This is a genomic window from Herbaspirillum sp. RV1423, assembly GCF_000577615.1.
In the GTDB taxonomy this organism is placed as follows: Bacteria; Pseudomonadota; Gammaproteobacteria; order Burkholderiales; family Burkholderiaceae_D; genus Herbaspirillum.
On the sequence record NZ_CBXX010000032.1, the window covers coordinates 39,111 to 62,180 of the forward strand.

17 protein-coding genes are annotated in these 23,070 nt (G+C 60.6%); 7 read left to right on the forward strand and 10 right to left on the reverse strand.

Going from position 1 to position 23,070, the window contains the following annotated elements; all coding sequences use genetic code 11:
* Positions 1-112 precede the first annotated feature (112 nt).
* From RV1423_RS21685 to RV1423_RS21700, 4 genes are read left to right on the forward strand one after another with little or no spacing between them, the layout of a single operon-like run.
* Positions 113-6,340, forward strand: coding sequence for a hemagglutinin repeat-containing protein (locus RV1423_RS21685; protein ID WP_034301280.1), 6,228 nt, complete (start codon positions 113-115; stop codon positions 6,338-6,340).
* Positions 6,337-7,302: a hypothetical protein gene (locus tag RV1423_RS30415; RefSeq protein ID WP_034301282.1), complete on the forward strand. Its 966-nt coding sequence runs from the start codon at positions 6,337-6,339 to the stop codon at positions 7,300-7,302. Before RV1423_RS21685 ends, RV1423_RS30415 begins: the two co-directional genes overlap by 4 nt.
* Before the next feature lie 10 nt (positions 7,303-7,312).
* Positions 7,313-7,864, forward strand: a complete 552-nt coding sequence (locus RV1423_RS30000) for a hypothetical protein (RefSeq protein WP_155835210.1) — start codon at positions 7,313-7,315, stop codon at positions 7,862-7,864.
* Positions 7,865-7,890: 26 nt separating this feature from the next.
* The gene (locus RV1423_RS21700; protein WP_197034985.1) at positions 7,891-8,562 is read left to right on the forward strand and encodes a hemagglutinin repeat-containing protein; all 672 of its coding nucleotides are present in this window, start codon (positions 7,891-7,893) and stop codon (positions 8,560-8,562) included.
* Here the strand turns inward: RV1423_RS21700 and RV1423_RS21705 are convergent.
* The 9 genes from RV1423_RS21705 to RV1423_RS21745 form a co-directional block, all read right to left on the reverse strand.
* Positions 8,469-10,178: a ShlB/FhaC/HecB family hemolysin secretion/activation protein gene (locus RV1423_RS21705; protein WP_155835211.1), complete on the reverse strand. Its 1,710-nt coding sequence runs from the start codon at positions 10,176-10,178 to the stop codon at positions 8,469-8,471. The two genes, RV1423_RS21700 and RV1423_RS21705, sit on opposite strands and share 94 nt — an antisense overlap.
* Positions 10,179-10,300: 122 nt before the next feature.
* On the reverse strand, positions 10,301-11,032 hold the full coding sequence (locus tag RV1423_RS21710) for a 2OG-Fe(II) oxygenase (protein WP_034301290.1): 732 nt from the start codon (positions 11,030-11,032) through the stop codon (positions 10,301-10,303).
* Between the two features lie 92 nt (positions 11,033-11,124).
* Positions 11,125-11,967, reverse strand: coding sequence for an aldo/keto reductase (locus RV1423_RS21715; protein WP_034301293.1), 843 nt, complete (start codon positions 11,965-11,967; stop codon positions 11,125-11,127).
* Between the two features lie 56 nt (positions 11,968-12,023).
* Complete coding sequence (locus RV1423_RS21720) at positions 12,024-13,241, reverse strand: phospholipase D-like domain-containing protein (protein ID WP_034301295.1); 1,218 nt, start codon at positions 13,239-13,241, stop codon at positions 12,024-12,026.
* A 38-nt stretch (positions 13,242-13,279) separates the two neighbouring features.
* Positions 13,280-13,909, reverse strand: coding sequence for a MotA/TolQ/ExbB proton channel family protein (locus RV1423_RS21725; protein ID WP_034301297.1), 630 nt, complete (start codon positions 13,907-13,909; stop codon positions 13,280-13,282).
* A 72-nt stretch (positions 13,910-13,981) separates the two neighbouring features.
* Positions 13,982-16,378, reverse strand: a complete 2,397-nt coding sequence (locus RV1423_RS21730) for a TonB-dependent receptor (RefSeq protein ID WP_034301300.1) — start codon at positions 16,376-16,378, stop codon at positions 13,982-13,984.
* Positions 16,379-16,444: 66 nt separating this feature from the next.
* Positions 16,445-17,194 carry a TonB family protein gene (locus RV1423_RS21735; RefSeq protein WP_231502466.1) on the reverse strand — a complete coding sequence of 250 codons (750 nt, stop codon included), beginning with the start codon at positions 17,192-17,194 and terminating at the stop codon, positions 16,445-16,447.
* Positions 17,191-17,595: a biopolymer transporter ExbD gene (locus RV1423_RS21740; protein ID WP_034301302.1), complete on the reverse strand. Its 405-nt coding sequence runs from the start codon at positions 17,593-17,595 to the stop codon at positions 17,191-17,193. The genes RV1423_RS21735 and RV1423_RS21740 overlap by 4 nt, the downstream gene beginning before the upstream one ends.
* Positions 17,596-17,729: 134 nt before the next feature.
* The gene (locus RV1423_RS21745) at positions 17,730-18,326 is read right to left on the reverse strand and encodes a hypothetical protein (protein ID WP_231502468.1); all 597 of its coding nucleotides are present in this window, start codon (positions 18,324-18,326) and stop codon (positions 17,730-17,732) included.
* 204 nt (positions 18,327-18,530) lie between these two features.
* On the opposite strand from RV1423_RS21745, the gene RV1423_RS21750 reads away from it, so the two are divergent.
* From RV1423_RS21750 to RV1423_RS21760, 3 genes are all read left to right on the forward strand, one after another.
* Positions 18,531-18,893 carry a helix-turn-helix domain-containing protein gene (locus RV1423_RS21750; RefSeq protein ID WP_034301305.1) on the forward strand — a complete coding sequence of 121 codons (363 nt, stop codon included), beginning with the start codon at positions 18,531-18,533 and terminating at the stop codon, positions 18,891-18,893.
* A gap of 941 nt (positions 18,894-19,834) precedes the next feature.
* Entirely contained in the window at positions 19,835-20,590 is a 756-nt protein-coding gene (locus RV1423_RS21755) for a CDP-diacylglycerol diphosphatase (RefSeq protein ID WP_051516844.1), read from the forward strand.
* A gap of 173 nt (positions 20,591-20,763) precedes the next feature.
* Positions 20,764-22,194 (forward strand): PLP-dependent aminotransferase family protein, encoded by a 1,431-nt coding sequence (locus RV1423_RS21760; protein WP_034301308.1) that lies wholly within the window; start codon positions 20,764-20,766, stop codon positions 22,192-22,194.
* 29 nt (positions 22,195-22,223) lie between these two features.
* On the opposite strand, the gene RV1423_RS21765 is transcribed toward RV1423_RS21760, so the two are convergent.
* Positions 22,224-22,889 carry a response regulator transcription factor gene (locus RV1423_RS21765; RefSeq protein WP_034301310.1) on the reverse strand — a complete coding sequence of 222 codons (666 nt, stop codon included), beginning with the start codon at positions 22,887-22,889 and terminating at the stop codon, positions 22,224-22,226.
* Positions 22,890-23,070 lie beyond the last annotated feature (181 nt).

Consider the following 23,070-nt stretch of genomic DNA (forward strand, 5'->3'; position numbering starts at 1 on the left):
AGTAATTCTAGATTTTCGTTGTATCTCTGCTTTTGGGACTTTTCCTATATGAGGAGTGGAAGCAGATATCTATAGTCACGCGCTTGACCAATGATTGAGCGGGCGCGGGGAAATGAACAAGCATCTATATCGCATCGTATTCAACCAAAAAACGGGCGAATACGCGGCGGTTGCAGAAACAGCAAATGCACGTGGCAAAGGTCGTTCCAACGGCAATGCGGCTTCGTTCATTGCAGCGTTCTCCGCACTCACTGATTTATTCTCCTTGCGCTTGTGTCATTTGGCCGTCGGCATTGCCGCGCTCTTCGGCAGCGTTACCGTTGTCGACGCTCAGGTCGTGGCCTACCGTAACGCTCCCGGTAATCAACGGCCCACCGTGCTCCAAACCGGCAACGGTGTGCCGCTGGTCAATATCCAGACTCCCAGCGCGCAAGGCGTCTCGCGCAATGTCTATAGTCAGTTTGATGTCGACAGCAAGGGCGTCATTCTCAACAACGGTTCAAGCAACTACAAGACCGAGCGTGGTTATAAGACCGACCTTGGTGGTTATGTCCAAGGCAACCCCTGGCTGGCCACCGGCACCGCCAAGATCATTCTCAACGAAGTCAATTCAAGCAATCCCAGCAAACTGAGCGGCTATATCGAAGTCGCCGGCGATCGCGCGCAGGTCATCATCGCCAACCCGATGGGCATCACTTGTTCTGGCTGCGGCTTCCTGAACGCCAGCCGTGCGACCCTGACTACCGGCACACCAAGCATCGTCGGCGGCGCGCTCGATTCCCATCGCGTCACTGGCGGCACGGTCACCATCGACGGCAGGGGCCTCGACGCCAAATCGACCGACTACACCGACATCATGGCGCGCGCCGTGCAGGTCAACGCCAACATCTGGTCCAACAAGCTCAAGGTCAGCACCGGCGTCAATACCATCTCTGCCGACAATAGCGTCGTGACACCGACCAGTGGGGCAACGGGTGCGGCACCCGGTCAATTTTCCGTTGACGTGGCGAAGCTGGCAGGCATGTATTCGGGGCAGATCGTTCTGGTCGGTACCGAGCATGGTGTCGGCATGAACAACGCCGGCGCCATTGGCGCCGGGGCCGGCGATGTCATCGTCACGGTAGACGGTCTGCTGCAAAACAAAGGCAGCATCACCGCCACGCAAGATATCGCCGGCACTGCTACCGGGGTGATCAACCAGGGCAGCCAGTTCCAGGCGGGTGGCAGCACAACGCTGGCCCTCGGCACCGGTCAGCTCGACAATAGCAACGGCGGCCTGGTCCGTTCCACCACTGCCACCACGATCACGGCGGCCAGCATCAACAACAGCAACACCACCGGCGCTGATCTCGGCATACAAGGCCAGACGGTGACGATTGCCGCGACCACCGTCAATAACAAGGCGGGCACAGTTCGCGCCAACACCGATCTGATGATGGCCGGCGCAGGCGCCATCGACAATACCAACGGCTCGCTGTCCGCAGGCCGGATGCTGGACGTACACGACACCCGTGCCGCCGGTGTGCCCGGGTCTACGCTAAAAACGCAGGCCATCGTCAATACCGGCGGCACGCTCGTCGCCGGTAAGCAACTGGCTGTCGACAGCGCCGCCATGACCGGTGACGGCAAAGTGCTCAGCCTGGGCGATCTGTCGATCAAGCTCGACGCAGACTACCGCAACAGCGACACCACGCAAGCCGACGGCAACACCAGCATCACGACTGCCGGCAAACTGACCAATAGCGGCAAGCTGCTTGCCGGCAAGACACTCGCCGCCACTGCCAAATCTATCGACAACCAGACTGGCGGCCAACTCATCGCCAAGACCCATCAACTGCGCGCCACCGATAGCCATACCTTTATCAATCGCGGGCTGATCGACGGCAGCGACACCTTCATCGACAGCCCGACCGTCAACAACATCGGCACCGGCCGTATTTACGGCGACCACGTGGCTCTCTCCGGTGACACGCTCAACAATCTTCCAGAAACCGTCAACGGCGTCACCTCGGCACCGGTCATCGCCGCGCGCGTGCGCATGGATCTCGGTGTCGCCGTCATCAACAACAGCGACCATGCCCTGCTTTATTCTGCCGGCGACCTGGTCACCGGCAATGCGCTTGATGCCGGCCATCAAGCCATCGGCATGGGCGACAGCATCAACAACAGCAGCGCCACCATTGCCGCCGACGGCAATGCCACGATCAACCACAACATCGTCAACAACAACAACGCCCATCTGGAAACGATGGTCGAGAACAGCACCGGCCGTCGCATCGTCCAATATCGCCTGAACGGCGCGACCGAAAAGCTCGACGCCAACAGCGTCACACTCATCAATAAAGACAGCGGCCAGATTGTGACCGACTGGACGCAAATGGGCGATGAAGACAACTACCGGCTGATGCTCCCCTCTGGGCAAATGGTCAGCGAATGGACCATCTACGACGGCACCGAACAGATCGCCCGCACCAAAGTCACCCGTAGCGACCCCGCCTTGATCACTACTGGCGGCAACCTGCGGTTTAACAGCCAGGCCGTCAACAACCGCAACAGCCAGATCATTGCCGGCGGCGACAACACCGGCAACAACGTGCTCGGCACCAAGCCCGCCAACAATGGCGAGACTGGAACGCAAGTCGTCACCACCACCGGCCGGGCCAAATATACCTACATCAAAAGCCATCGTTTCAGTGCCGATGACCGCCGCTACGACGACCGTCCCTACGAAGGCCAATCGGTGCAAACCAGCTTCGTGTTGGACATCACCCCCACCAACGGCAGCGGCGCGCAACAAGACAAGACACTCAAGAACATACCCAGTGCAGTTCCCGGTAACGCCAGCATGGTGGTGCGCACCAGCAACCCCGATATCGCTTTGCCCAATAACTCGCTGTTCGTGCCCGGCAACAACCGCTATTTGGTTGCCACCGACCCGCAGTTCGCCAACTACCGCAGTTGGCTCAGCTCAGACTTCATGCTGACCCAATTGAGCCAGGATCCCAACCTGGTCATGAAACGTATCGGCGACGGCTTCTACGAGCAGCTCCTGGTCCAGCAACAGATTCAAAAAGCCATCGGCCAACGCTATGCAGGCAACTACACCAGCAACGAAGCGCAATACCAGGCGCTCATGACTGCCGGCGTGCAGATGGCGCAAACCTTCCATTACCAGCTCGGCGTGGCGCTCACCGCCACCCAGATGGCCATGCTCACCTCCGACATCGTCTGGCTGGTCAAGCAAACTGTCACGCTGGCCGACGGCAGCCAGCAAGACGTGCTGGTGCCGCAGGTCTACCTGCGCGCCAACCGCCTGCAAGTGACCGGCGAAGGCACGCTGATTGCCGGCAACAACGTCAATTACCAGACCGCAGGCGACATCCTCAACAACGGCACGATTGCCGCCAAAAATACAGCCGTCCTTGCCGGCAACAACATCAACAATCTCGGCGGACGTATCAGCGGCACCGACACGGCATTGCAGGCGCAGACCGACATCAACAACCTGGGCGGGGCCATCGACGGCAGCAACAGCGTCACCGCAATGGCCGGGCGCGACATCAACGTCAACAGCACCAGCGTAGCGACCGTCAACGCCACCACAACCGGCACCAATATCGACAGCGTCGCCAGCGTCACCGGTACCACCCTGACGATGGCAGCCGGGCGCGACATCACCGCCAACGCCGCCGTGATCAATGCTACCGGCAACGCCAACCTCTCTGCGGTACGCGACGTCAACCTCGGCACGGTCACGGAAGGCTACACCGAGCAGATACGCTGGGCCGATGACAAAGGCGCCTCCAACTGGGTCGGCACGCTCACCGGTCCTAACTTCCTCGACGCCGCCAACGGCGCGCACGGCACCAAAGAGGTTGGCGTCAATCGCGCCACAGTGACCGCCAGCCAGGAGGTCGCCACCCAAATCGCCGGCAACAACATCAGCATCAACGCCGGCCATGACCTCACCACCAAAGGCACGCAGGCGATCGCCGCCGCTGCACTGGCCGCCATCGCCGGCAACAACCTCAACATCGGCACCGCCAATGCATCGGCCAGCGCGCGCGACGAGCACCAGAAGAGTTCCAGCGGCATCCTCAGCGGCAAGACCACGCAAACGGACGACGCCAGCAGCTACAGCCGGCAAAGCGGCAGCACCTTCAGCGGCAACACCGCGGTGCTCGCCGCCGGCAACAGCGCCACCATCACCGGCAGCGACGTCGTCTCCACGCAAGGCACGCAAATCACTGCCGTCAATGACCTCAACATCGTCGCCGCGACCGACACCAGCAGCGAAAGCCATTACAAGAAAGAAACCACCTCGGGCATGTTCAGCAGCGGCGGCCTTGGCGTCACCGTCGGCAGCAAGATGCAAAGCACCGACCAGACCCGCACTACCACCACGGCAAGCGCATCGACCGTGGGCGCCACCAACGGCAATGTGACCCTGGCCGCCGGCAACCGTTACAGCCAGATCGCCAGCACCGTCATCGCGCCGCAAGGCGACATCAGCATCAGCGGCAAACAGGTCGACATCCTGGCCGGTGTCAACACCGAGCAGAACACGCAAGAGACCCAGTTCAAGCAGCAAGGCGTCACGGTGCAAATCACCAACCCAGTCGTGAGTGCCGTGCAGACGGTGATGAGCATGCAAGACGCCAAACAAAAGACTAAAGACGGTCGCAGCAAAGTGCTGGCCGATGTTGCCTCTGCGCTGGCAGTAGCCAACGCCGCAGCAGCAGTAAATGGCAGCGCCGCCCCGGCCGGCGGTATCGATCTCGCCGTCTCGATGGGCAGCTCCAGCAACCAGAGCAACACCGTGCAAAGCAGCACGACGTCGGCCGGCTCCACCGTGGCCGCAGGCGGCAACACCAATATCATTGCCACCGGTGCCGGCAAAGACAGCAACCTCATCATTCAAGCCAGCGAGATCCTCGGCAACAACATTCGCCTGCACGCCGACAATCAGATCAAGCTACAGGCCCAGCGCAACAGCAACGAAGAACACAGCACCAACAAAGGCAGCTCGGCCAGCATCGGCATCTCCTTCGGCAGCTCCGGCTTCATGGTCAATGCCAGCGCCTCCGGCAGTCGCGGCAAGGGCGACGGCAGCGACAGCGACCACACCAATACGCATGTCAACGCGACCAACCAGCTCGCCATGACATCAGGCGACGACACCGACATCCAGGGCGCCACCGCCAGCGGCAAGCAAGTCACCATCAATGTCGGCGGCAACCTCAATGTGGAAAGCCTGCAAGACAGCAGCCAATACAAGAGCCAGCAGCAAAGCCTGGGCGGCAGCATTAGCGCGGGCGTCGGCAAGGTCAGCGGTAGCATCAGCGCCAGCCGTAGCAAGGTCGACGGCAACTACGTCAGCGTCACCGAGCAAAGCGGCATCCTGGCGGGAGATGACGGCTTCAAGGTCGCCGTCAACGGCAACACCGACTTGAAGGGAGCCAAGATTGCCAGCACCGACAAGGCCGTCCAAGATGGCAAGAACAGCTTCACGACAGCAAGTCTGACCACCAGCGACATCCAGAACAAGAGCGACTACAAGGCAGAGAGTCAGAGCGTTAGTGCCGGAGGCGGATATGGCGGCGGCAACAGCGCCTTGAACGGCGGCGGCATCGGCATTGGCAACGAGAGCGGCAGCGCATCGAGCACTACCACATCAGGTATCTCCGGCATCGCCGGCGACAAGACAGTCAGAAGCGACCAAGACAACAGCAACGCGCTCAAGAAAACCTGGAATGGAAAGGACCTGCAGCAAGATGTAGAGGCACAGGCCAAGATCACTGAGACCTTCGGCAAGCAGGCGGCCTTGGGCATCGGCACGTATGCCACCAGCAAGCTCAACGCCCTCAACAAACAAATCGAGAAGGAAACCGATCCAGCAAAGAAAGCGGAGTTGCAAGGCGAAGCGAAGAATTGGGCTGAAGGCGGCGCCTATCGCACCGCCCTGCATGCGGCGGCTGGCGCATTGGGTGGCGGAGTGGCCGGTGCGCTGGGTGCGACGGCCTCGGCAGTGTCGATGCCTGCGATTGCAGCACAGATCGACAAGCTGGATGCGCCTAACGCAGTGAAGCAAGCATTGGCGCAGGTGGCTGCTGCGGCGTTGGGTGCTGCTGTGGGCGGCACGCAAGGAATGGCGTCGGCGGTGAATGTCGAGGCCAACAATCGGCAGTTGCATCAAACCGAAAAAGAACTCGCCCGAAAACTGGCTGCACAAAGCAAAGAAAAATACACAACGGCACAGATTGAAGAACAAATGCGTGGCATGACTGCCAACATCAACGGTAAGACAGAGGCCGGTATGCCGCGCAACATTCAGGCATGACTGATGCGCAAGCTGAACAGATACTGGCACAGCAGGCGTATCGACAGTTGCAGGATGGCGCAGCCGGGACATGGGATGCAGACGCCAGCAATTTCCTCAAGCAGGCGCATGGCATGTTACCCGCTGATGGCAGCAGTGGACCGGGATACATGTTCCAAGCCACGGCAGCGCAGAAGGCAGATGCCAATATGTATGCCAACCAGTTGCCACAAACCGTAGATTTTTACATCAAGAACGGTCTGAAGATACCGACCGCACAGCAAGCAGCAGATGCAACCAAGCGCGGTAACGACATACGGGATACGGTAGCCCAAGCTACATTGGCCACAGTTGCATTGGCTGCAGGGACAACACTTCCACCGATATTGAGTCTTTGTTTATCAAATCCGGTCGTATGTAACCAGCTTGCCATTGCTGGCGGTGAGATTGCTGCTGGTGACGCTCTGGGACTAGCAGGTCTTGCCATAGGTGGTGTCGCCGCTGGGAAAATGGGCTTGAAGTCTGTTCAAAGTGCTGAACAGGCCAATGCGAAGATGATCAAAGATGGGATGGATGCAGCATGGGCCAAAGGGACTCCGGTGATTAACGCTGAACTGATGCCAGGGACTAAGGTGCAGATGGTGTTGAGTGAAGCGCAGTATCAGAAATATGTCGATAGTAACTTTACAACGCCGCCTCTTGGTGGTTGGGCCACCTTCGATAGCGTGGCATCGCAGGCGACTGCCAAACAAGATTTGGCACTTCTCAATAAATTCAAACCCGATACCAAATATGTAATGGAGCTGGAAGTCGTGAAACCGATTACAGCGAATATCGGATATGTTGGAAAACTGTCCGAGCCTACGGGACAATTGCTGCAAGGAGGACGGACGCAGGCAGCGTTTGATTGGAGTGGTATCACTAATCGGTCAGAATATTTGAAGCCCATAGGGAAACCCATACTTTTACCTGTGTCGAAATAAGGAGCTTTACATGGATAAGGTAACGAATGTCTTGTCAGTTTGGGAAAATGGGCAGTCTTTTTCTCATGGCTGGCCTGTCGGTTTGGAAAAAAATTCCGAGTCTATTGGTGGAATGGTTTTTAAAAAATGGAGCTATCGTGGTGTATTGCATGAGATTTTTTTTGAAAATACAAATTACAATCGATACAGTTTTGAAATCCTCCCCGACGAAACCGGCTTTGTTGTCATCGATGGCATTCCCAGTACCCCCGGAAAACATGCCTATATTTTGCGCGGTGATGCCACGGTTCGCTTTGTCTTAACTCCCGCTTTTAACATGCGGGGTTTTGATGCGGAACGATTAGCAGTCGTTCGCCAACATGATGAAGAACGGGCGAAGCTATCCGGTCGCATGCTCAATACCGTCATACCACGAGAAGAACAAACCTGCTTTCACAATGCCGACACGAGCGACGGCAAATTAGAAATTTTCGGTGACGATGGGCTAGGCGACTGCTATTACACCTACGATTGGAATACTGGTGAACTGATATCGGCGCGTACTCTTCCTCGTCGTTCTTAGTATCTGCCGTGCAGACGGTGATGAGCATGCAAGACGCCAAACAAAAGACCAAGAACGGCCGCAGCAAAGTGCTGGCCGATGCTGCCAGCGCCTTGGCCGTAGCAAACGCCGCCGTCGCCGTGTCAGGCAGCGCCGCCCCGGCCGGCGGTATCGATCTCGCCGTCTCGATGGGCAGCTCCAGCAACCAGAGCAACACCGTGCAAAACAGTACGACGTCGGCCAGCTCCACCGTGGCCGCAGGCGGCAATACCAATATCATTGCCACCGGCGCCGGCCACGACAGCAACCTCGCCATCGGCGGCAGCGAAGTCAGCGGCACCAACGTCAACCTCCAGGCCGACAACCAGATCAACCTGACCGGCCAACGCAACAGCAACGAAGAGCACAGCGCCAACAAGGGCAGTTCAGCCAGCGTCGGCTTCTCCATCGGCAGCTCCGGCTTCATGGTCAATGCCAGCGCCTCCGGCAGTCGCGGCAAGGGAGACGGCAGCGACAGCGACCACACCACTACGCATGTCAACGCAACCAACCAGCTCGCCATGACATCAGGCGACGACACCAGGCCCTTATGGCCACGTTCAATTTATCTCGAAATGGTCAGTAATCAGAAAGAGATATTTAAACTGAACCCGCCAGTGATCGCCACCGTCCTGAACCCCTCCGGCCTGTCCAGCGGCGTGGCGATAAAAGCGTCATAGCCTACCTTCCAGAATGCACCGCGCAAGCCGATGACCGCACCGGCCAGACGCTCTCCAAGAAGATATTGCGCCGAGGGTCCGCTGACCTGGCCGGCGTCAATGCCGGCATACAGTTCCTGATTGCTTTGACCAAGCATCAGTGCCAGTTCGTTGCGCATCAACCAGCCGCGTTCGGCTTGCAGGATCAGTTCGCCGTCGAAGCCGCGCACGGTGTAGCGGCCGCCGATGGAAAACTGATCCTGGGCAGGCAATGCGCCGCGATTCCATTGCGCGCGGACGCTGCCGTTGTAGCGCAAGTGCCGATTGCCAATCTGGAATGGCGCATTGAGATTCGCATCGGCCAGAAACAGGCTGTAGCGCGTCGCCAGTTGCGGCAGTTCAATCGATGACTCCGGTTCCTTGCCTTGCTTGTCGAGTGCGCGCCGATAGGCGATATTGGCATCGACGGTGGCGTTGCCGATGAATTCACGATGGTTGATGCCGGCTTCCCAGGCGCTGGTTTGATGGCGTTGCGGCCCGACTTCGGTGTCGTCGATGAAATTGCGCGAGGTGCGCAGCAATCCCTTGAGCGACAGCGTCGTTTTACCCACGTTGTCGCGGTAAATCAAACGGGACAGTTTCAATTCTGCGTTTTCGCTTTGCCCGCTGTAGACAATCGGATTTGCCGGATCGGCGCCGGCGACTTGCTGGTGGTAGCGACTGCCTGACAAGGTGCCGCCCAGCATCCAGTAACCGGCCGGGACCGAGTAATGGACCGTGTAGCTGTTGACGCCCTGATCGCCATAGTGGCCGAGACTGCGATTCCAGCTCGCATAGAACAGATCGTTGAGTGTCCACCAGTTGTCATAAGACAGCGTGGCGCCCGCCTGGTATGTGCCGGTGGCTTTGGCGCCGCCATCGTCGAGCGTGACATTGAATCGGAATGGGAAACCTTGCCGGTAATCGATTACCAGGTCGCTGTCGCCGGGCTGCTCGGCGGTTTCAGTGGGAGTCATCCGAATATCGGCGCTTGCCGTCGGTACGCGTTTGAAATTCTCCAGTCCTTGTTCCATATCGCGCAGATTGAGGATGTCGCCTTCCTTGATCGGCAGGGCATTCCAGGCGGTGCCGCGCGGGCTGGCGTCAGGTGCAAAACGGATGTGGCGCACATGGCCAGGCAAGACGGTCAGGACCAGTTCGCCTGTCTTGAGGTTTTGCAGTGCGGCGCGTACCTGGGTGGTTGTGTAGCCGCGCGCGATCAGGGCATTTTGCATACGGGCGATGACGGTATTGACGCCTTCCGTCCCCAGGCAACGTCCGATTGCGCCGTCCTTGCCGGTGACGCTGTCCAATGCAAATTGAAAGCGTTCCGCAGCCTGGCCGATCAGGCTGATTTTGGAAATGGGGAAGCAAGGCGACTCCTCGACCGGAAAGACCGTCGATACGTCAAGCTCTTTGGACGGCGGCAACCGAACATCGGGCGCTTGCTCTTGTTGTCGACGCAACAAACGCTCGCGTTCGCGCTGCAGTTGTTCCTGGTTGGCGGATATCCCGGCGCCGGTGGATTGTGCCTGGGCGGCGCCGATGGCAAGCATCGCGACGATGCCGCCCAGCAGCCGCGTCGCGTTGCTTTGCATGAACTATTCCCCTTGTTGTCTGATTTGGCTGCGCTAGTGTAAAAAGCCGTCGACAAGGTGAATATAGGAATAGTCTTAAATATCGCGTCCCCCGGATTTATTTCGATGATCGGTCGAACGATTCAAAGCGCGTCATGAAAAATCACGCCCAGCGTATAACGGCTTCCCGAGCGCAAACGGCTTACGCCGTGCCGCATCCTGACGCGGTAAAAGCCGCGCGATCCTTGCACCGGCCTTTCATTGACCGCGAACAGCACGGCGTCGCCCTTGCGTAGCGGCACCACCTCGGCGCGCGACTGCATGCGCGGGCGCTGCTCGGTCATCACGAACTCGCCGCCGCTGAAGTCGCGGCCCGGTTCCGACAGCAGGATCGCCATCTGGATCGGGAACACATGTTCGCCGTACAAATCCTGATGCAGGCAGTTGTAATCTCCCGTTTCGTATCTGAGGATCAACGGCGTCGGCCGCAACTGGCCGGCGGCACGGCAGCGGGCGAGGAATTGCGCATGCGCGGCGGGGTAGCGCACATCGACGCCCATCGCTTCGTTCCAGCGATTGGCGTGCGGCGCCAGATGCGGGTAGGAGGCGTCGCGCAATGCGTCGATGGGATCGGGCAAGGGATAGTTGTAGTATTTGTATTCGCCGCGTCCGAAACCGTGGTGTTCCATCACCACGCGGCTGCGGTAGATGTCGTCGTCGGCATAGCGCGCGATCAGCGCATCGCATTCCGGCGCGGTCAGCAATGCCGGCAACGCGGCGCAGCCGTACCGGTCCAGCTCGGTCCCGATATCCTGCCAGTCCAGCGCATGGATACGCCGCGCGATGGCGTTGGCGCGTTCTGCAACGGTGTTCATCGATTCATCCTTTCACATGCTCGTCGGCACAGACCGGGCAGTGTAGAAGGGCGGTGCGACGGCGGCACTCCGTCGCTTGCTTTCAAATTCCCTTACAACATCTCGAGCGGGCGGCGTTTCTTCGGCGGCGCGAAAGCCTGGTCCAGTTCGGCGAGGTCGGCGGCGTCCAGCGCCAGGTCGAGGCAGGCGCGATTTTCCTGGACATGTGCGACGACGGAGGCTTTGGGAATCGAGATCACGCCGGGGCGGCGCAGCGTCCATGCCAGCGCGACCTGCGCCGGCGTGGCGCCGTGGCGTCTGGCCACCGCCGCCAGCGTGGCATCCTTGAGCAGGCGTCCCTGTTCGATCGGCGAATAGGCCATGATGGCGATGTCCTGTTCGGCGCAGTAAGGTTGCAGGTCGAACTCGATGCCGCGCCGCGACAGGTTGTACAGCACCTGGTTGGCTTGCGCATGGCCGCCATGCTCCAGCGCCAGCAGTTCGTGCATGTCGTCGTTGTCGAGGTTGCTGACGCCCCAGGCGCCGATCTTGCCCTGGCCGATCAGCGTTTCCATCGCGGCGATCGTGGCGGCGAAGGGATGCGTGCCGCGCCAGTGCAGCAGGTAGAGATCGATGCGTTCGACGCCGAGCCGTTTGAGGCTGGCTTCGCAGGCCTTGACCGTGCCTTGCCGCGAGGCATTGAAGGGTAGCACCTTGCTGACCAGGTAGACCTCGTCGCGGCGGCCGGCGATGGCTTTGCCGACGACTTTTTCGGCGCCGCCGTCGCCATACATTTCGGCGGTGTCGATCAGCGTCATGCCGAGGTCGATGCCGTGTTGCAAGGCGCGTACCTCATCGGCGGCGCGGGCGGCCGATTCGCCCATGTTCCAGGTGCCCTGGCCCAGCGCGGGCACGCGGTCGCCGTTCTTGAGGGTAATGCTCGGGATGGCTTTCATGGAAACTCCGTCATGCGCGATGTCGAAGTCTCCAATGTAGCGCAACTTGCGATGGCTTACTCTTTGCCCTTGACCGGCTTCGGATAATTCTTCAGCACGTCGATGGGCTGGGCATAGGCCGAGCTCCAGGTCTGTTCATGCAGTTCGGCGATGCGCCTGGCCATTTTTTCGTTGCGCATCACGATTTCCAGGTTGCGCGAATTGTCGAGATAGCCGCCGCTCCAGTTGCTGGTGCCGATCCAGGCCACCTGGCCGTCGATGGACATGGACTTGGTGTGGATCACGCGCGCGAACGGGATGAAACCGGAGGACGCCTGCGGCAGCGTGACGATGCGGATTTCCATGTTCGGCAGCACGGCCAGGCTTTGCAGGTAGCGGATCGCGGGTTGCTCCGTATTCCAGTTCGATACCATCAGCTTGACCTTGACGCCGCGCGCCAGCGCCGCACGGATGGCGTTGTCGATCACGGCGTAATAGGGCCGCGTCTTGTTCGGGCCGTAGCTGAGCGGCGCGTAGTCGAGCAGTTGCACGCGCACCTCGGTTTTGGCGGCCGCCAGCAGACGCACCAGTTCGGTTTGCGAATCGCCGACGCCGGCCGGATTGAAGGCATTGGGGCTGGCGACCAGATAAGCCGCCTGGCGGTCGTCGGCAGGAACCACGCCGGTGTTGAGCGGCGCGACGGTCTTGCCTTGCGCCACCAGCGCCTGCGCGTTCCAGTCGAACTCAAAGATTTGCTGCACTTGTTTTGCGATCGCCGCGTCCGTGATGCGCAGGCCGGTCTCATGGATATGGCTGAACGAACGCCAGTCGAAGTTCTGGCTGCCGACATAGGCGCTTTCGCCATCGATCACCAGATATTTGGCATGGATGATGCCGTTGCCGGTCAGTTTCGAATAATCGAGCTGGCGGAATTCCAGGTTGGGAATCTGCTTCAGCTTGTCGATGGTGGCCTGGTCGGAGGCGAATTCGCCTTTCTTTTCCATCAGGAAGCGGATCTTCACGCCGCGTTGTCCGGCGGCGGCAAGATGCGCGATGATGCCGTCGAGCGCCTCGCCGGGTTTGCCGGCGACGTAGAACTGGCCCAGCGCGATGTCATGTTTCGCGGCATCGAACATGCCGTTCCAGACCGTGAAGGCGTCGCGCAGGTCCGGTGTCGGCAATGCCGTCTCCTGCGGCACGGTGTGCACCAGTTCGAAGCCGGGGATGTCGAAGTCGGCCCTGGCGTTGCCGTGCAGGGCAAGGGCGATGCCGAAGGCGATAAGCAGTCTGCGCATGATGGAGGTTCGGTGGTTTGACGGCATGATAAAGCGGTTCAGGCGGCGTGCAATTTATTGTTGCCCGGATGTTCGGCGCTGCGTCCGACGCAGGCGCGCAGCATCAGGACCTTGAGATGATCGTTGATGCGTTCGATGCGTTCCTGGAACAGGTTGAAGAAGAACATGCCGGTCACTGCGATGCCGATGCCCAGCGCCGTGGCGTAGAGCGCGGTGCCGATGCCTTGCGAGACCTGGCCGGGATCGGACACGCCGGAGACGGCCAGCGCCTTGAAGGTGTCGATGATGCCCAGGATCGTGCCGAGCAGGCCCAGCAGCGGCGCGGCGGTCACGATGGTGTCGAGTATCCACAGGCGCTCCTGCACCGCGCCGCGATTGGCGATGTAGACCGATTCGCTGAAATCTTCCAGGTCCTTTTCCGAGGCGAGGTGATGCTTTTCGGCGAGGATCTCGGTGACCAGCGCCAGCGGCAGGCTGGGGCGCGCGGTCAGTTCGGCGGGCAGTTCGCGCACATGCTGTACGGCGTGCGACATGGCTTTTTCAAGTCCGACCGCCTGGCGCAGCGTGTAGCCGAAAAACAGGCCGCGTTCGACGATCACGAAGATCGCCAGCGCCGCGCAGGCGTACATCAGGTAAAAAGCGATTTCGTGGAGTATTTGCATGTTCATGATTGCCTCTCTTGCGGGTGTTCAGGGCGGCGGGCGGACCTCAGCCCGTCCGCCGCCCAAGGGGACGTGCGATCAGAAATCCGCCGTCAGGGTGACTGTGAAGGTGCGCGGCGCGCTCACATAAAACGATGGCGCCGTCGCCGGAGCCGCGGCGCCGATCGCCACCGCATTGGTGGTGAACTGGCTGCCGCTGCCCGAGCTCAGGTTCAGGTACTGCTTGTCGAACAGGTTGGCGATGTTGAAGCGCACGGTCGGTTTCTTGATCCATGCCGCCGACGGGAAGGTATAGCCGGCGCCGGCATTGAACACTGTGTAACCGCCGATCGCATCGTCGTTGACCAGCGTGGTGTAACGGCGGCCGGTGTACTTGGCCTGGCCGAACACGTACCAGCTATCCTGCGCATATTGCAGGCTCAGGCCGCTTAGCCAGTTAGGCGTATCGGGGAACTCCTTGCCGGCGGTCGGCATCGAGAAGTTGGCGGCCCAGGGCATGTTGTCCTGCATCTTGCTCTTGATGTAGGACAGCGAACCGTACAACGACAGGTTGCGGGTCAGCGCATAACCGGACTCCAGCTCGAAACCCTTGGAGGTCGAATCGCCGACGTTGTAGTCGGTGCGGCTGGCGGTTTCGGGATTGTAGGAAGAGGCGATGCGGTTATGGTAATCGACATAGAACAGCGAGCCGGAGACGTTCCACTTGTCGGTCGCGTAGCGGTAGCCGAGGTCGTAGTTCCAGGACGTTTCCTTGTCCACCGGGACGTTGCGCACGGTGCCGCCGGTATAGACGCCGTTGACGAAATTGCCGCCCGAGATCAGGCCGAAATAGGAGAAGTTGCCCGGCGCCTTGAAGTTCTTGGCGGCGTTGAAGAACACCGATTGCGCCTGGTCGATCTGGTATTTCAGGCCGAAGCTCGGCAGCAGGTCGGAGTACGACTTCTTCAGCGTATAGAAGCCGCCGGCGCTCTGGCTCGGATTGTTGGTGAAATCGCGGTCGATGCTGGAATAGCGCGCGCCCAGTTGCAGGTTCAGCTTGTCCTGCATCATGCTGATGCTGTCCTGGACGAAGGCCGATTTGCCGGTGCTGATGGTCAGCGTGTCGCGGTATTGCACATAACTGCCGTCCTGGTTCTTCAGCCAGGCGCCGGAATTGTTTTGCCACAGGTCGGCCGGATTGCCGTTGTTGTCGATGGTCGAGTACTGACCGGTTTGCTGGTGGCGGGCGCGCTCGTACCAGTAGCCGAACATCAGGCGATGGTTGTCGATCTGCTGGTTGTACTTCAGCGTGACGCCCGGACGGAAGGTGCGGGTGCGGCTGCCTTCATAGACGAACACGGTGTCGAGGGTGTCGCCGTCGCCGTTGATGTCGCGCACGCCGCGACCCAACTGGTTGCCGGCATTGCCTTCGGTCAGCGTTTGCAACTGGTTGCCGCCGGTGCCGAAGCCGTACCACATGTAAGGATTGACGTCGACGCTGGAAGTCGGCGTCAACTGGAAGTGGGCGTTCATCGTCGCCAGGTAATTGCGGAACGGATTCAGGTTATAGCCGTAGTACAGATCCTTGTTGCCGTTGTTGATGCCGGCGTTGGGTCCATAGTTGGTGTCGTTCTGCGCACCCGGACCGCCGGGCTGATGCACCGGCACCTTGGTGCCGAAATCGTAATCGCGGCCGAATTGCGCAATCTGCGCCTTGGTCAGCGAACGGTAGTTGTTGTTGACCGCGGTGTTGTACATGAAGCCGGTGTCGATGAAGCTGCCGCTGCCGAGATCGAGCTTGCTGTTGAAGTCCAGATGCTGCTTGTCGGCGCCGCCTTCGCCCTTGAACTTGTCCGCCGTGGTGTTCGAGTAGGAGAGGAAGAACTTGAATTTGCCGTCGAAGATCTTGCCCGAATCCATGCGCACATATTCCTTGCGCAGGTTGTTGGAACCGAAGGTCACCGAGGTGCGGAAGCGGCGTTCGTCTTCCGGGCTGCACATGGTCATGCCGATGTTGCCGCCGGAAGCGCCGACGTGCGGCGCTTCGGTGTCGGTCGAACCTTGCGTGACGAAGATTTCGCAAAGATTTTCCGCATCGGTGTATTCCTGCGGATAGACCGAGAAGCTGCCCGAATCGTTGACCGGCGCGCCGTTGATGGTGAAGCCGAGCTGGTCGCTGTTGAAGCCGCGCACGCGGATGTTGCCGCCGAACAGGCCGGTGCCGTCGTTGTCGTAGGTATTGACGCCGGGCAGCAGGTTGATCATCTGGTAGGGATTGCCGGTCGGGCTTTGCTTTTCCATATAACTGCGGTTGACCGAGCTGCGCGCCTTGGGCGTTTCTTCCGCCTGGATCAGGCCGCTGTCTTGCGCGGTGCCGGCGGTGCCTTGCACGGTGACCTTGCCGACTTCGGTGGTGTCAGCGGCAAATGCGGCCGGGCTGGATGCCATGAATATTCCGGAGATCAGCAGTGATAACCGGGTCAGTCTCTGTTGCATGTTCTTACTCCCCTGAAGGTTTTACGTTGTCATAAAAATGCGTGGACGCCCGGCGGCGCGGCAACCTCAGCCGGCCGACGGGATGAATTCCAACTCTGCGGTGAAACGATGGGCGCTTTCGCCTGCCCAGGTGGCGTCGGGAAAGGCGCTGAAACCGGCGCGGTTGATGGTCTTGCGCGCCGCCTCGTCGAGCAGCATCGAGTTCGACGACTGGTCGATGCCGACATCGACGACGGTGCCGTCGCGCCGGAGCACGAACCAGATCCTGACCTTGCCTTGCGGCCGCTGCTGGCTGGCTTCGCGGCCGGTCGGATAGCGTTTGATGCTGTTCAGATGCGCGCGCAATTTGCCGACGTATTCAGCTTCGACGCTGGTCGTGGTCGGCTTGGCTGCAACGGCGGGCGCCGGCGGTATCGGCGCTGCTGCCGGAACCGGCGCAGGCGGCACCGGCTCGGTCGCTCGCGCCGGTGCGGCGGGCAGTTCCGGTGTGCCGGTCTGGCTCGGCGTCACCGGACCGGGCAAGTCCTTCGGCGCGGCCGGCGCAGGTTTTTGGACGGGCTGGGGCGTCGGTTTGGGTGTGGGCTGCGGAGGCGGAACGACCGGCTTCGGCGGTTCGGGTTGGGGCGGCTTGGGAGGCGTCGGCGGTGGTGGCTCCTGCGCCACCAGGGCGATCTGCACCGGCGTGTCATCGGCATGCCGCTGCAGTTTGACGGTCTGTTGCACGCCCAGCAGCGCCAGCGCAATCAGCGCCAGCAGCGACGGCGTGGCCGCGACCGTTTCGCGGAAGCGGAACAGCAATGGCGGAGACGTGATCATGGCTTGCGCGTCGCGATGGAAATCGAATCGAAGCCGCCTTGCTTGAGCTTATCCATGACATCGACCAGGCGTTGCACTTCGACGCCGCGGTCGCTGTTGACGATCACGTTCAGCTTTTCGCCGTCCTTGAGCTGGTTGAGCCTGGCCGCCAGGTCCGCCAGCGGCGTGTCGACGCCGTCAACCTGGACTATGTCGTGCAGGCCGAGCGTGACGATGGCCTTTTTCTGCGGCTTCAGGTCCTGCGAGGTGCTGGAGCCGGGCAGATGCGTTTTGAGGCCCAGCGCCGGAATCACGTTCAGGCTGATCAGCACGAAGAACACCAGCAGGAACATCATCACGTCGATCATCGGAATGATCTCGACGCGTGCTTTTCGTTTCTTCGGTTCGTCCCAACTGCGCATGATCCTGCTCCCCATCAAATATCTGCCGCTAGTAAAATTCCATATCGCTATAATTTTTATAACGATGCGGAAGCGTAACGGGGAATTATTTCTGGCGTATTACAACGCGCGGACAAAAACGCAGGAACGGAAAGTCAGCGGTGTGGAAACGGCAGGAAGGACAGCAGGGTCTTGAACAGGTAGACCACGATCAGCGAGCCGACGAGGTCGCCGATCGACATCACGATCAGGCCCGCCCAGAAGTGGTAGGAGACGCCGCGGAAGGCGAACCAGATCAGTTGCAGCAGCGGGTTGGAGAGGGCATACAGCAGCACGCAGGTCATCAGCCTGGCGGTGGTCAGGTTGACCAGCGAGCGCCGCAGATCCATGCCTTCCAGCGTGAAGCGATAGGCCAGGTAAGGCGCCAGTGCAGAGATCAGCGCATAGCCGACGGTGGTCACCGGATCGTCCGGAAACAGGCTGTACAGGCTGGCTGCGAGCAGGGAGGCGGCGAAGATGCCGAACATCGCCGCTTCCGCGAACAGTAGCGTGCAGATCAGGCGCACGCCCGCGGGCAGATAGATCCACGCGATGCCCTGGGTGAACTCGGTCTGCTTGAACAGCCAGTCGTTCGCCATGTAGGAAAGCAGATAGCAAACGGCAGTCGCCGTGGCGGTCAGCAGGCCGAGGCGCAATCTGGACGAAGGTGTCGGAAACGGTTCCATAGCGGCGCGTATGTTACCCAGTTTCATGGCGTCTTGCTGGCGTATGGGAATTTGTGTGGCGAAATGGCAGCGGCGTGCGGCGTGCGAGCGATTGCAGATTGCCAATTGTTGCGCCAACAGCGTATTATCCGCTATAAAATTAAGAGCATAATCACGAAACCTAGGGAAAAGTAAAATAGCAGGGAAAAGTTGTATAAAGGCTGTACATAAAGACAAGACAAAAAAGTAGCCATGGAAAAAACAAATCGTCCCGCAGATATCTATCTGCGCTTTCTGCAACTGGCCAACGCCTTGCGCGGCTTGCCTTCCCTATCCTCGCTGGATCCGCTGGAAGACCGGATCCTGGCCTTTATCGCCCGCGCCGGCCAGGACCAGCAGCGCCTGTCGGTGCGCGACCTGATGGCGCAAAGCGAATTCGGTTCGCCGGCGATGCTGCACACGCGCCTGAAGTCGATGCGCGAAAAGGGCTGGATCGTCCTGGCCGACACCGACGATCCGCGTCGCAAGCAGGTCGAGCTGAGCCAGGCCGCCTGGCTGCATTTCGACAAATTGTCGAAATGCCTGGTGCAGGCGACCAAGGACATGGACAAGTGAACGCAACAATGCATACCAAATGGCATTGCCGCATCGTCAATCCACCACAACCGTCGTCCTGACGAAAGTCAGGACCCGGCGTCGTAGCGTAGGTCGTCACGACACTGGGTCCCGGCGTACGCCGGGACGACGGTCGGGAAAATGGGCTTCATTGAACGGCATTACCGCATTGTCAGTCCATCACAACCGTCGTCCTGACGAAAGTCAGGACCCAGCGTCCTAGCGGACGTTCTCACGTCACTGGGTCCCGGCGTGCGCCGGGACGACGGCGGGAATATAGGCTTCACTGAACGGCATTACCGCATTGTCAGTCCATCACAACCGTCGTCCTGACGAAAGTCAGGATCCAGCGTCGTAGCGGACGTTCTCACGTCACTGGGTCCCGGCGTGCGCCGGGACGACGGCCGGGAAAAGGAGCTTCATTGAACGGCATTGCCGCATCGTCAATCCACCACAACCGTCGTCCTGACGAAAGTCAGGACCCAGCGTCGTAGCGTAGGTCGTCACGACACTGGGTCCCGGCGTATGCCGGGACGACGGTCGGGAAAATGGGCTTCATTGAACGGCATTACCGCATTGTCAGTCCATCACAACCGTCGTCCTGACGAAAGTCAGGACCCAGCGTCGTAGCGGACGTTCTCACGTCACTGGGTCCCGGCGTGCGCCGGGACGACGGCCGGGAAAAGGAGCTTCATTGAACGGCATTGCCGCATCGTCAATCCACCACAACCGTCGTCCTGACGAAAGTCAGGACCCAGCGTCGTAGCGTAGGTCGTCACGACACTGGGTCTCGGTGTACGCCGGGACGACGGCGGGAGTTATGCTCGAGCATTTTCATCGCATCCTGTCATGCCGCCGTAACGGCAAGGACATATTGATCGGATAAGCTGCAATTCCCGATCCGGTTGCAATCACTCGTTCGCAGTTCTCATCGTCTTCTTATGCGCGCCTTTCTGACATTTCTCGGCCTCTCCGCACTGTTTGCAGCGCTGGCATGCATTGCCTTGCCCGGTCAGGCGGCCAATCCCGATGCGTTGTGGCAAATCGCCAGCCAGCAATGCGTGCCCAACAGCATCAACACGGGCGACCCCAAGCCCTGTGCCATGGTCGACCGCGAGCGCGGCTTCGTCATCCTCAAGGACATCGTCGGCGCCGCGCAATACCTGCTGATCCCAACGGCGCGCCTGGCCGGCATCGAAAGCCGCGATCTGCTGCAAGCGGATGCACCCAATTACTGGCGCTATGCGTGGGAGCAGCGCCATCGCGTCGGCGAGATGCTCGGGCGGCCGCTGGAGCCGAGCCAGCTCGGGCTGGAAGTCAACTCCGCCGCTGCGCGCAGCCAGTTGCAACTGCACATCCACATCGACTGCGTGCGTGCCGATATGCCCGGCGTGCTGCGCGCGCATCGCAACGATCCTTTCGGCCAATGGATGCCGCTGGCGCTGGACGGCCACACCTACAGCGTGATGCGCCTGCCGGGCGAGGCGCTGCAGACGCAGGACCCGTTCAAGCTGGCCGCCGCCCGCAGCGCCTATGCCGCCGGCGCGATGGCCGCGCAGTCGCTGTTGCTGACCGGCGCGCGTTTCGATGACGGCGGCGAGGGCTTTTACCTGGTCAACATGCCGGTCAATTTCGACAAGGGCGAGCCGGGCAGCGCGGAAGTCTTGCTGGATCACGACTGCGCCATCGCCAGGTAATTTCATCCGCCTTGCCTGAACACGGTGCGCCGACATGTCATGTCGTGTCGGCGAGCGCATTTGCCATTTACATCGGGGTGATCGGAGCCATCGCCGGTCGTGCTGCGCGGCGCAGAGTGTGCGAAGATCTTGGCTGATTTATATCGGCAGAAAAACGCCAGAACGACTAGTCCATGAAAACTTCCTCCGCGCCGCTAGAACTCGGTATCGACCGCACGCTGGAATTGCCGGTTTACCTGCAGATCTGCCAGCGTTTCAAGACCGCGATCGCGCAAGGCCATCTGCGCGCGGGGCAGCGCGTGCCGGCGGTGCGCGCCCTGGCGGTCGAACTCAGCCTGGCGCGCGGCACGGTGGAAGCGGCCTACCGCATCCTGGCCGACGAGGGGTATTTGCAGGTCCGGGGCGCGGCCGGCACCGTCGTCTCGCCGTCATTGCCGCCGCCGGCTGCGCCGCGCAAGCGCAATGACCGTCCGGCGACGCCGGGCCCATTGCAGCGCGATCACGATGAAGCCGGTCCGCGCCCGCTGCAACTCGGGTTGCCGGCGCTCGATGCCTTCCCGCGCAAGGTCTGGAACCGGCTGGTTGCGCATCGCCTGCGCGGCCACGAACAACGGATGCTGGCCTATCCCGAGCCGGCCGGATACCGTCCGCTGCGCGAGCATATCGCCACCTACCTGGGCCTGTCGCGCGGTGTGTCCTGCGTGCCCGAACAGGTATTCGTGACCGCCGGCTATCGCGCCACGCTGGAGTTGACCCTGCGCAGCCTGGCGGCGCCGGACGATGCCATCTGGTTCGAGGATCCCGGCTATCTGCTGGCGCAGCGTTTTTTGCGCAATGCCGGCGTCCGGCTGGTGCCGGTGCCGGTGGACCAACATGGCATGATCGTCGAGGAAGGCGTGCGCCGCAGCCCGGATGCGCGTTTTGCACTGCTAACGCCTTCGCACCAGAGTCCGCTGGGCGTGACGCTGTCGCTGGAGCGGCGGCTGGCGTTGCTGGCCTGGGCCGGAAAGGCCGGGAGCTGGATCGTCGAAGACGACTACGACAGTGAATTCCGCTATCAGGGCCGGCCCTTGCCGGCGCTCAAGAGCCTCGACCGCGACGACCGCGTGATCTATTGCGGCACTTTCAGCAAGGTCATGTTTCCCGGTTTGCGCCTGTCCTACGTGGTGGCGCCGGCCGGCGCGGTCGGGCGCTTCCAGTCGGTTTGCGAAAGCCTCAACGCAGGATGTCCCTATCTGTTCCAGGCCAGCGTCGCCGATTTCATCGCCCAGGGCCATTTCTCGCGGCACCTGAAAAGGATGCGGCTGTTGTATGGGGAACGGCACGCGCTCTTCGTCCGGACATTGCGGGAAGTGCTGGGGCGCCGGGTCGGCGTCGAGCTGCAGGCGGGCGGTTTGCGCGTCCTGGCGAAACTGGCTGCCGGCACGGACGACGGCATGATAGCCGAGCGTGCCCGCACGGCGGGCCTCGGCATCCATGCGTTGTCGCGCTGGTACCTCGATGCGCCGCCGCAACCGGGTTTGTTGCTGGGATTCGCCAATGTCGCCGATGCCGATACGGCAAAGCGCCTGGCGCTGGTCCTGAAGAAAGCCATCGACGGCTAGCGGCGCCAAGCTTGCGCCGCCGCTAGCGTTCATTCCACCACGTTGATGTTTTCGCAGAAGCTGTAACCCTGCCCGTGCTCGGTGCGCAGCGGTAGCTTTTCTCCGGTCAGGTTGTGCCAGCGGCGGCGCAGGCGGCTGATCATCTGATCCAGGCGACGCTCGTCATAGTCGATCCATTCGACGCCGAAAGCCCTGGCGATTTGCGGCCGCTGCACGACCTGGCCCATGTTGCGCGCCAGCAGTTGCAGCAGCACGATCTCCATGGTGTTGACTTCGTTGAAGCGGCCGTCGGGAGCATAGAGCCGGCGTTCCAGCAAATGCAGGCGCCAGGTTTCCTTGCCGAGGCGGCGTTTTACCGAGGATACATAAGCGGAGAGTTCCCTGAGCCGGATCGGCTTGATGAGGTAATGATCGGCGCCTCGTCTGAGGCCATCTATCTTGTCGTCGATGCTGCCGCGCGCGGTCAGCATGATGGTGCCGATATGCGGATGGGTGCGGCGCAGTTGCTCGGTGACGTCGAAGCCGTTGCCGTCGGGAAGCCCGGCGTCGATAATCGCGATGTCCGCCAGGTCGACCTGACGCATGAAATCGGCCACGCTGCCGGCTTCCGTCACGCCATACCCCTCGCTCTGAAGAAAATCGGCCACCTCGTTACGCAGGTCGGCTTCATCCTCCAGCAGTAGCACCCGAGCCATTTCAGGCCCTCCCCATTGTAAAAATTTCGGCGAGTATAGCACCATACCAACAAGTATGTCAGGACTCGTCAGAATTGGTCAGGCACGGTTAGCTCGTGTCTGAACTTGTCAGAAAGTCGCCTGGAATTTCTATCAAAATTCGGTCGCTTACAAATCTTTACAGCGAGGGCGACCGTCCCTA

What these genes read in the sequence shown, in the direction of transcription:
- RV1423_RS21685 (WP_034301280.1), top strand. Translation starts at nt 113, where the DNA reads ATGAACAAGCATCTATATCGCATCGTATTCAACCAAAAAACGGGCGAA.
- RV1423_RS30415 (WP_034301282.1), top strand. Translation starts at nt 6,337, where the DNA reads ATGACTGATGCGCAAGCTGAACAGATACTGGCACAGCAGGCGTATCGA.
- RV1423_RS30000 (WP_155835210.1), top strand. Translation starts at nt 7,313, where the DNA reads ATGGATAAGGTAACGAATGTCTTGTCAGTTTGGGAAAATGGGCAGTCT.
- RV1423_RS21700 (WP_197034985.1), top strand. Translation starts at nt 7,891, where the DNA reads ATGCAAGACGCCAAACAAAAGACCAAGAACGGCCGCAGCAAAGTGCTG.
- RV1423_RS21705 (WP_155835211.1), bottom strand. Translation starts at nt 10,178, where the DNA reads ATGCAAAGCAACGCGACGCGGCTGCTGGGCGGCATCGTCGCGATGCTT.
- RV1423_RS21710 (WP_034301290.1), bottom strand. Translation starts at nt 11,032, where the DNA reads ATGAACACCGTTGCAGAACGCGCCAACGCCATCGCGCGGCGTATCCAT.
- RV1423_RS21715 (WP_034301293.1), bottom strand. Translation starts at nt 11,967, where the DNA reads ATGAAAGCCATCCCGAGCATTACCCTCAAGAACGGCGACCGCGTGCCC.
- RV1423_RS21720 (WP_034301295.1), bottom strand. Translation starts at nt 13,241, where the DNA reads ATGCGCAGACTGCTTATCGCCTTCGGCATCGCCCTTGCCCTGCACGGC.
- RV1423_RS21725 (WP_034301297.1), bottom strand. Translation starts at nt 13,909, where the DNA reads ATGAACATGCAAATACTCCACGAAATCGCTTTTTACCTGATGTACGCC.
- RV1423_RS21730 (WP_034301300.1), bottom strand. Translation starts at nt 16,378, where the DNA reads ATGCAACAGAGACTGACCCGGTTATCACTGCTGATCTCCGGAATATTC.
- RV1423_RS21735 (WP_231502466.1), bottom strand. Translation starts at nt 17,194, where the DNA reads ATGATCACGTCTCCGCCATTGCTGTTCCGCTTCCGCGAAACGGTCGCG.
- RV1423_RS21740 (WP_034301302.1), bottom strand. Translation starts at nt 17,595, where the DNA reads ATGCGCAGTTGGGACGAACCGAAGAAACGAAAAGCACGCGTCGAGATC.
- RV1423_RS21745 (WP_231502468.1), bottom strand. Translation starts at nt 18,326, where the DNA reads ATGAAACTGGGTAACATACGCGCCGCTATGGAACCGTTTCCGACACCT.
- RV1423_RS21750 (WP_034301305.1), top strand. Translation starts at nt 18,531, where the DNA reads ATGGAAAAAACAAATCGTCCCGCAGATATCTATCTGCGCTTTCTGCAA.
- RV1423_RS21755 (WP_051516844.1), top strand. Translation starts at nt 19,835, where the DNA reads ATGCGCGCCTTTCTGACATTTCTCGGCCTCTCCGCACTGTTTGCAGCG.
- RV1423_RS21760 (WP_034301308.1), top strand. Translation starts at nt 20,764, where the DNA reads ATGAAAACTTCCTCCGCGCCGCTAGAACTCGGTATCGACCGCACGCTG.
- RV1423_RS21765 (WP_034301310.1), bottom strand. Translation starts at nt 22,889, where the DNA reads ATGGCTCGGGTGCTACTGCTGGAGGATGAAGCCGACCTGCGTAACGAG.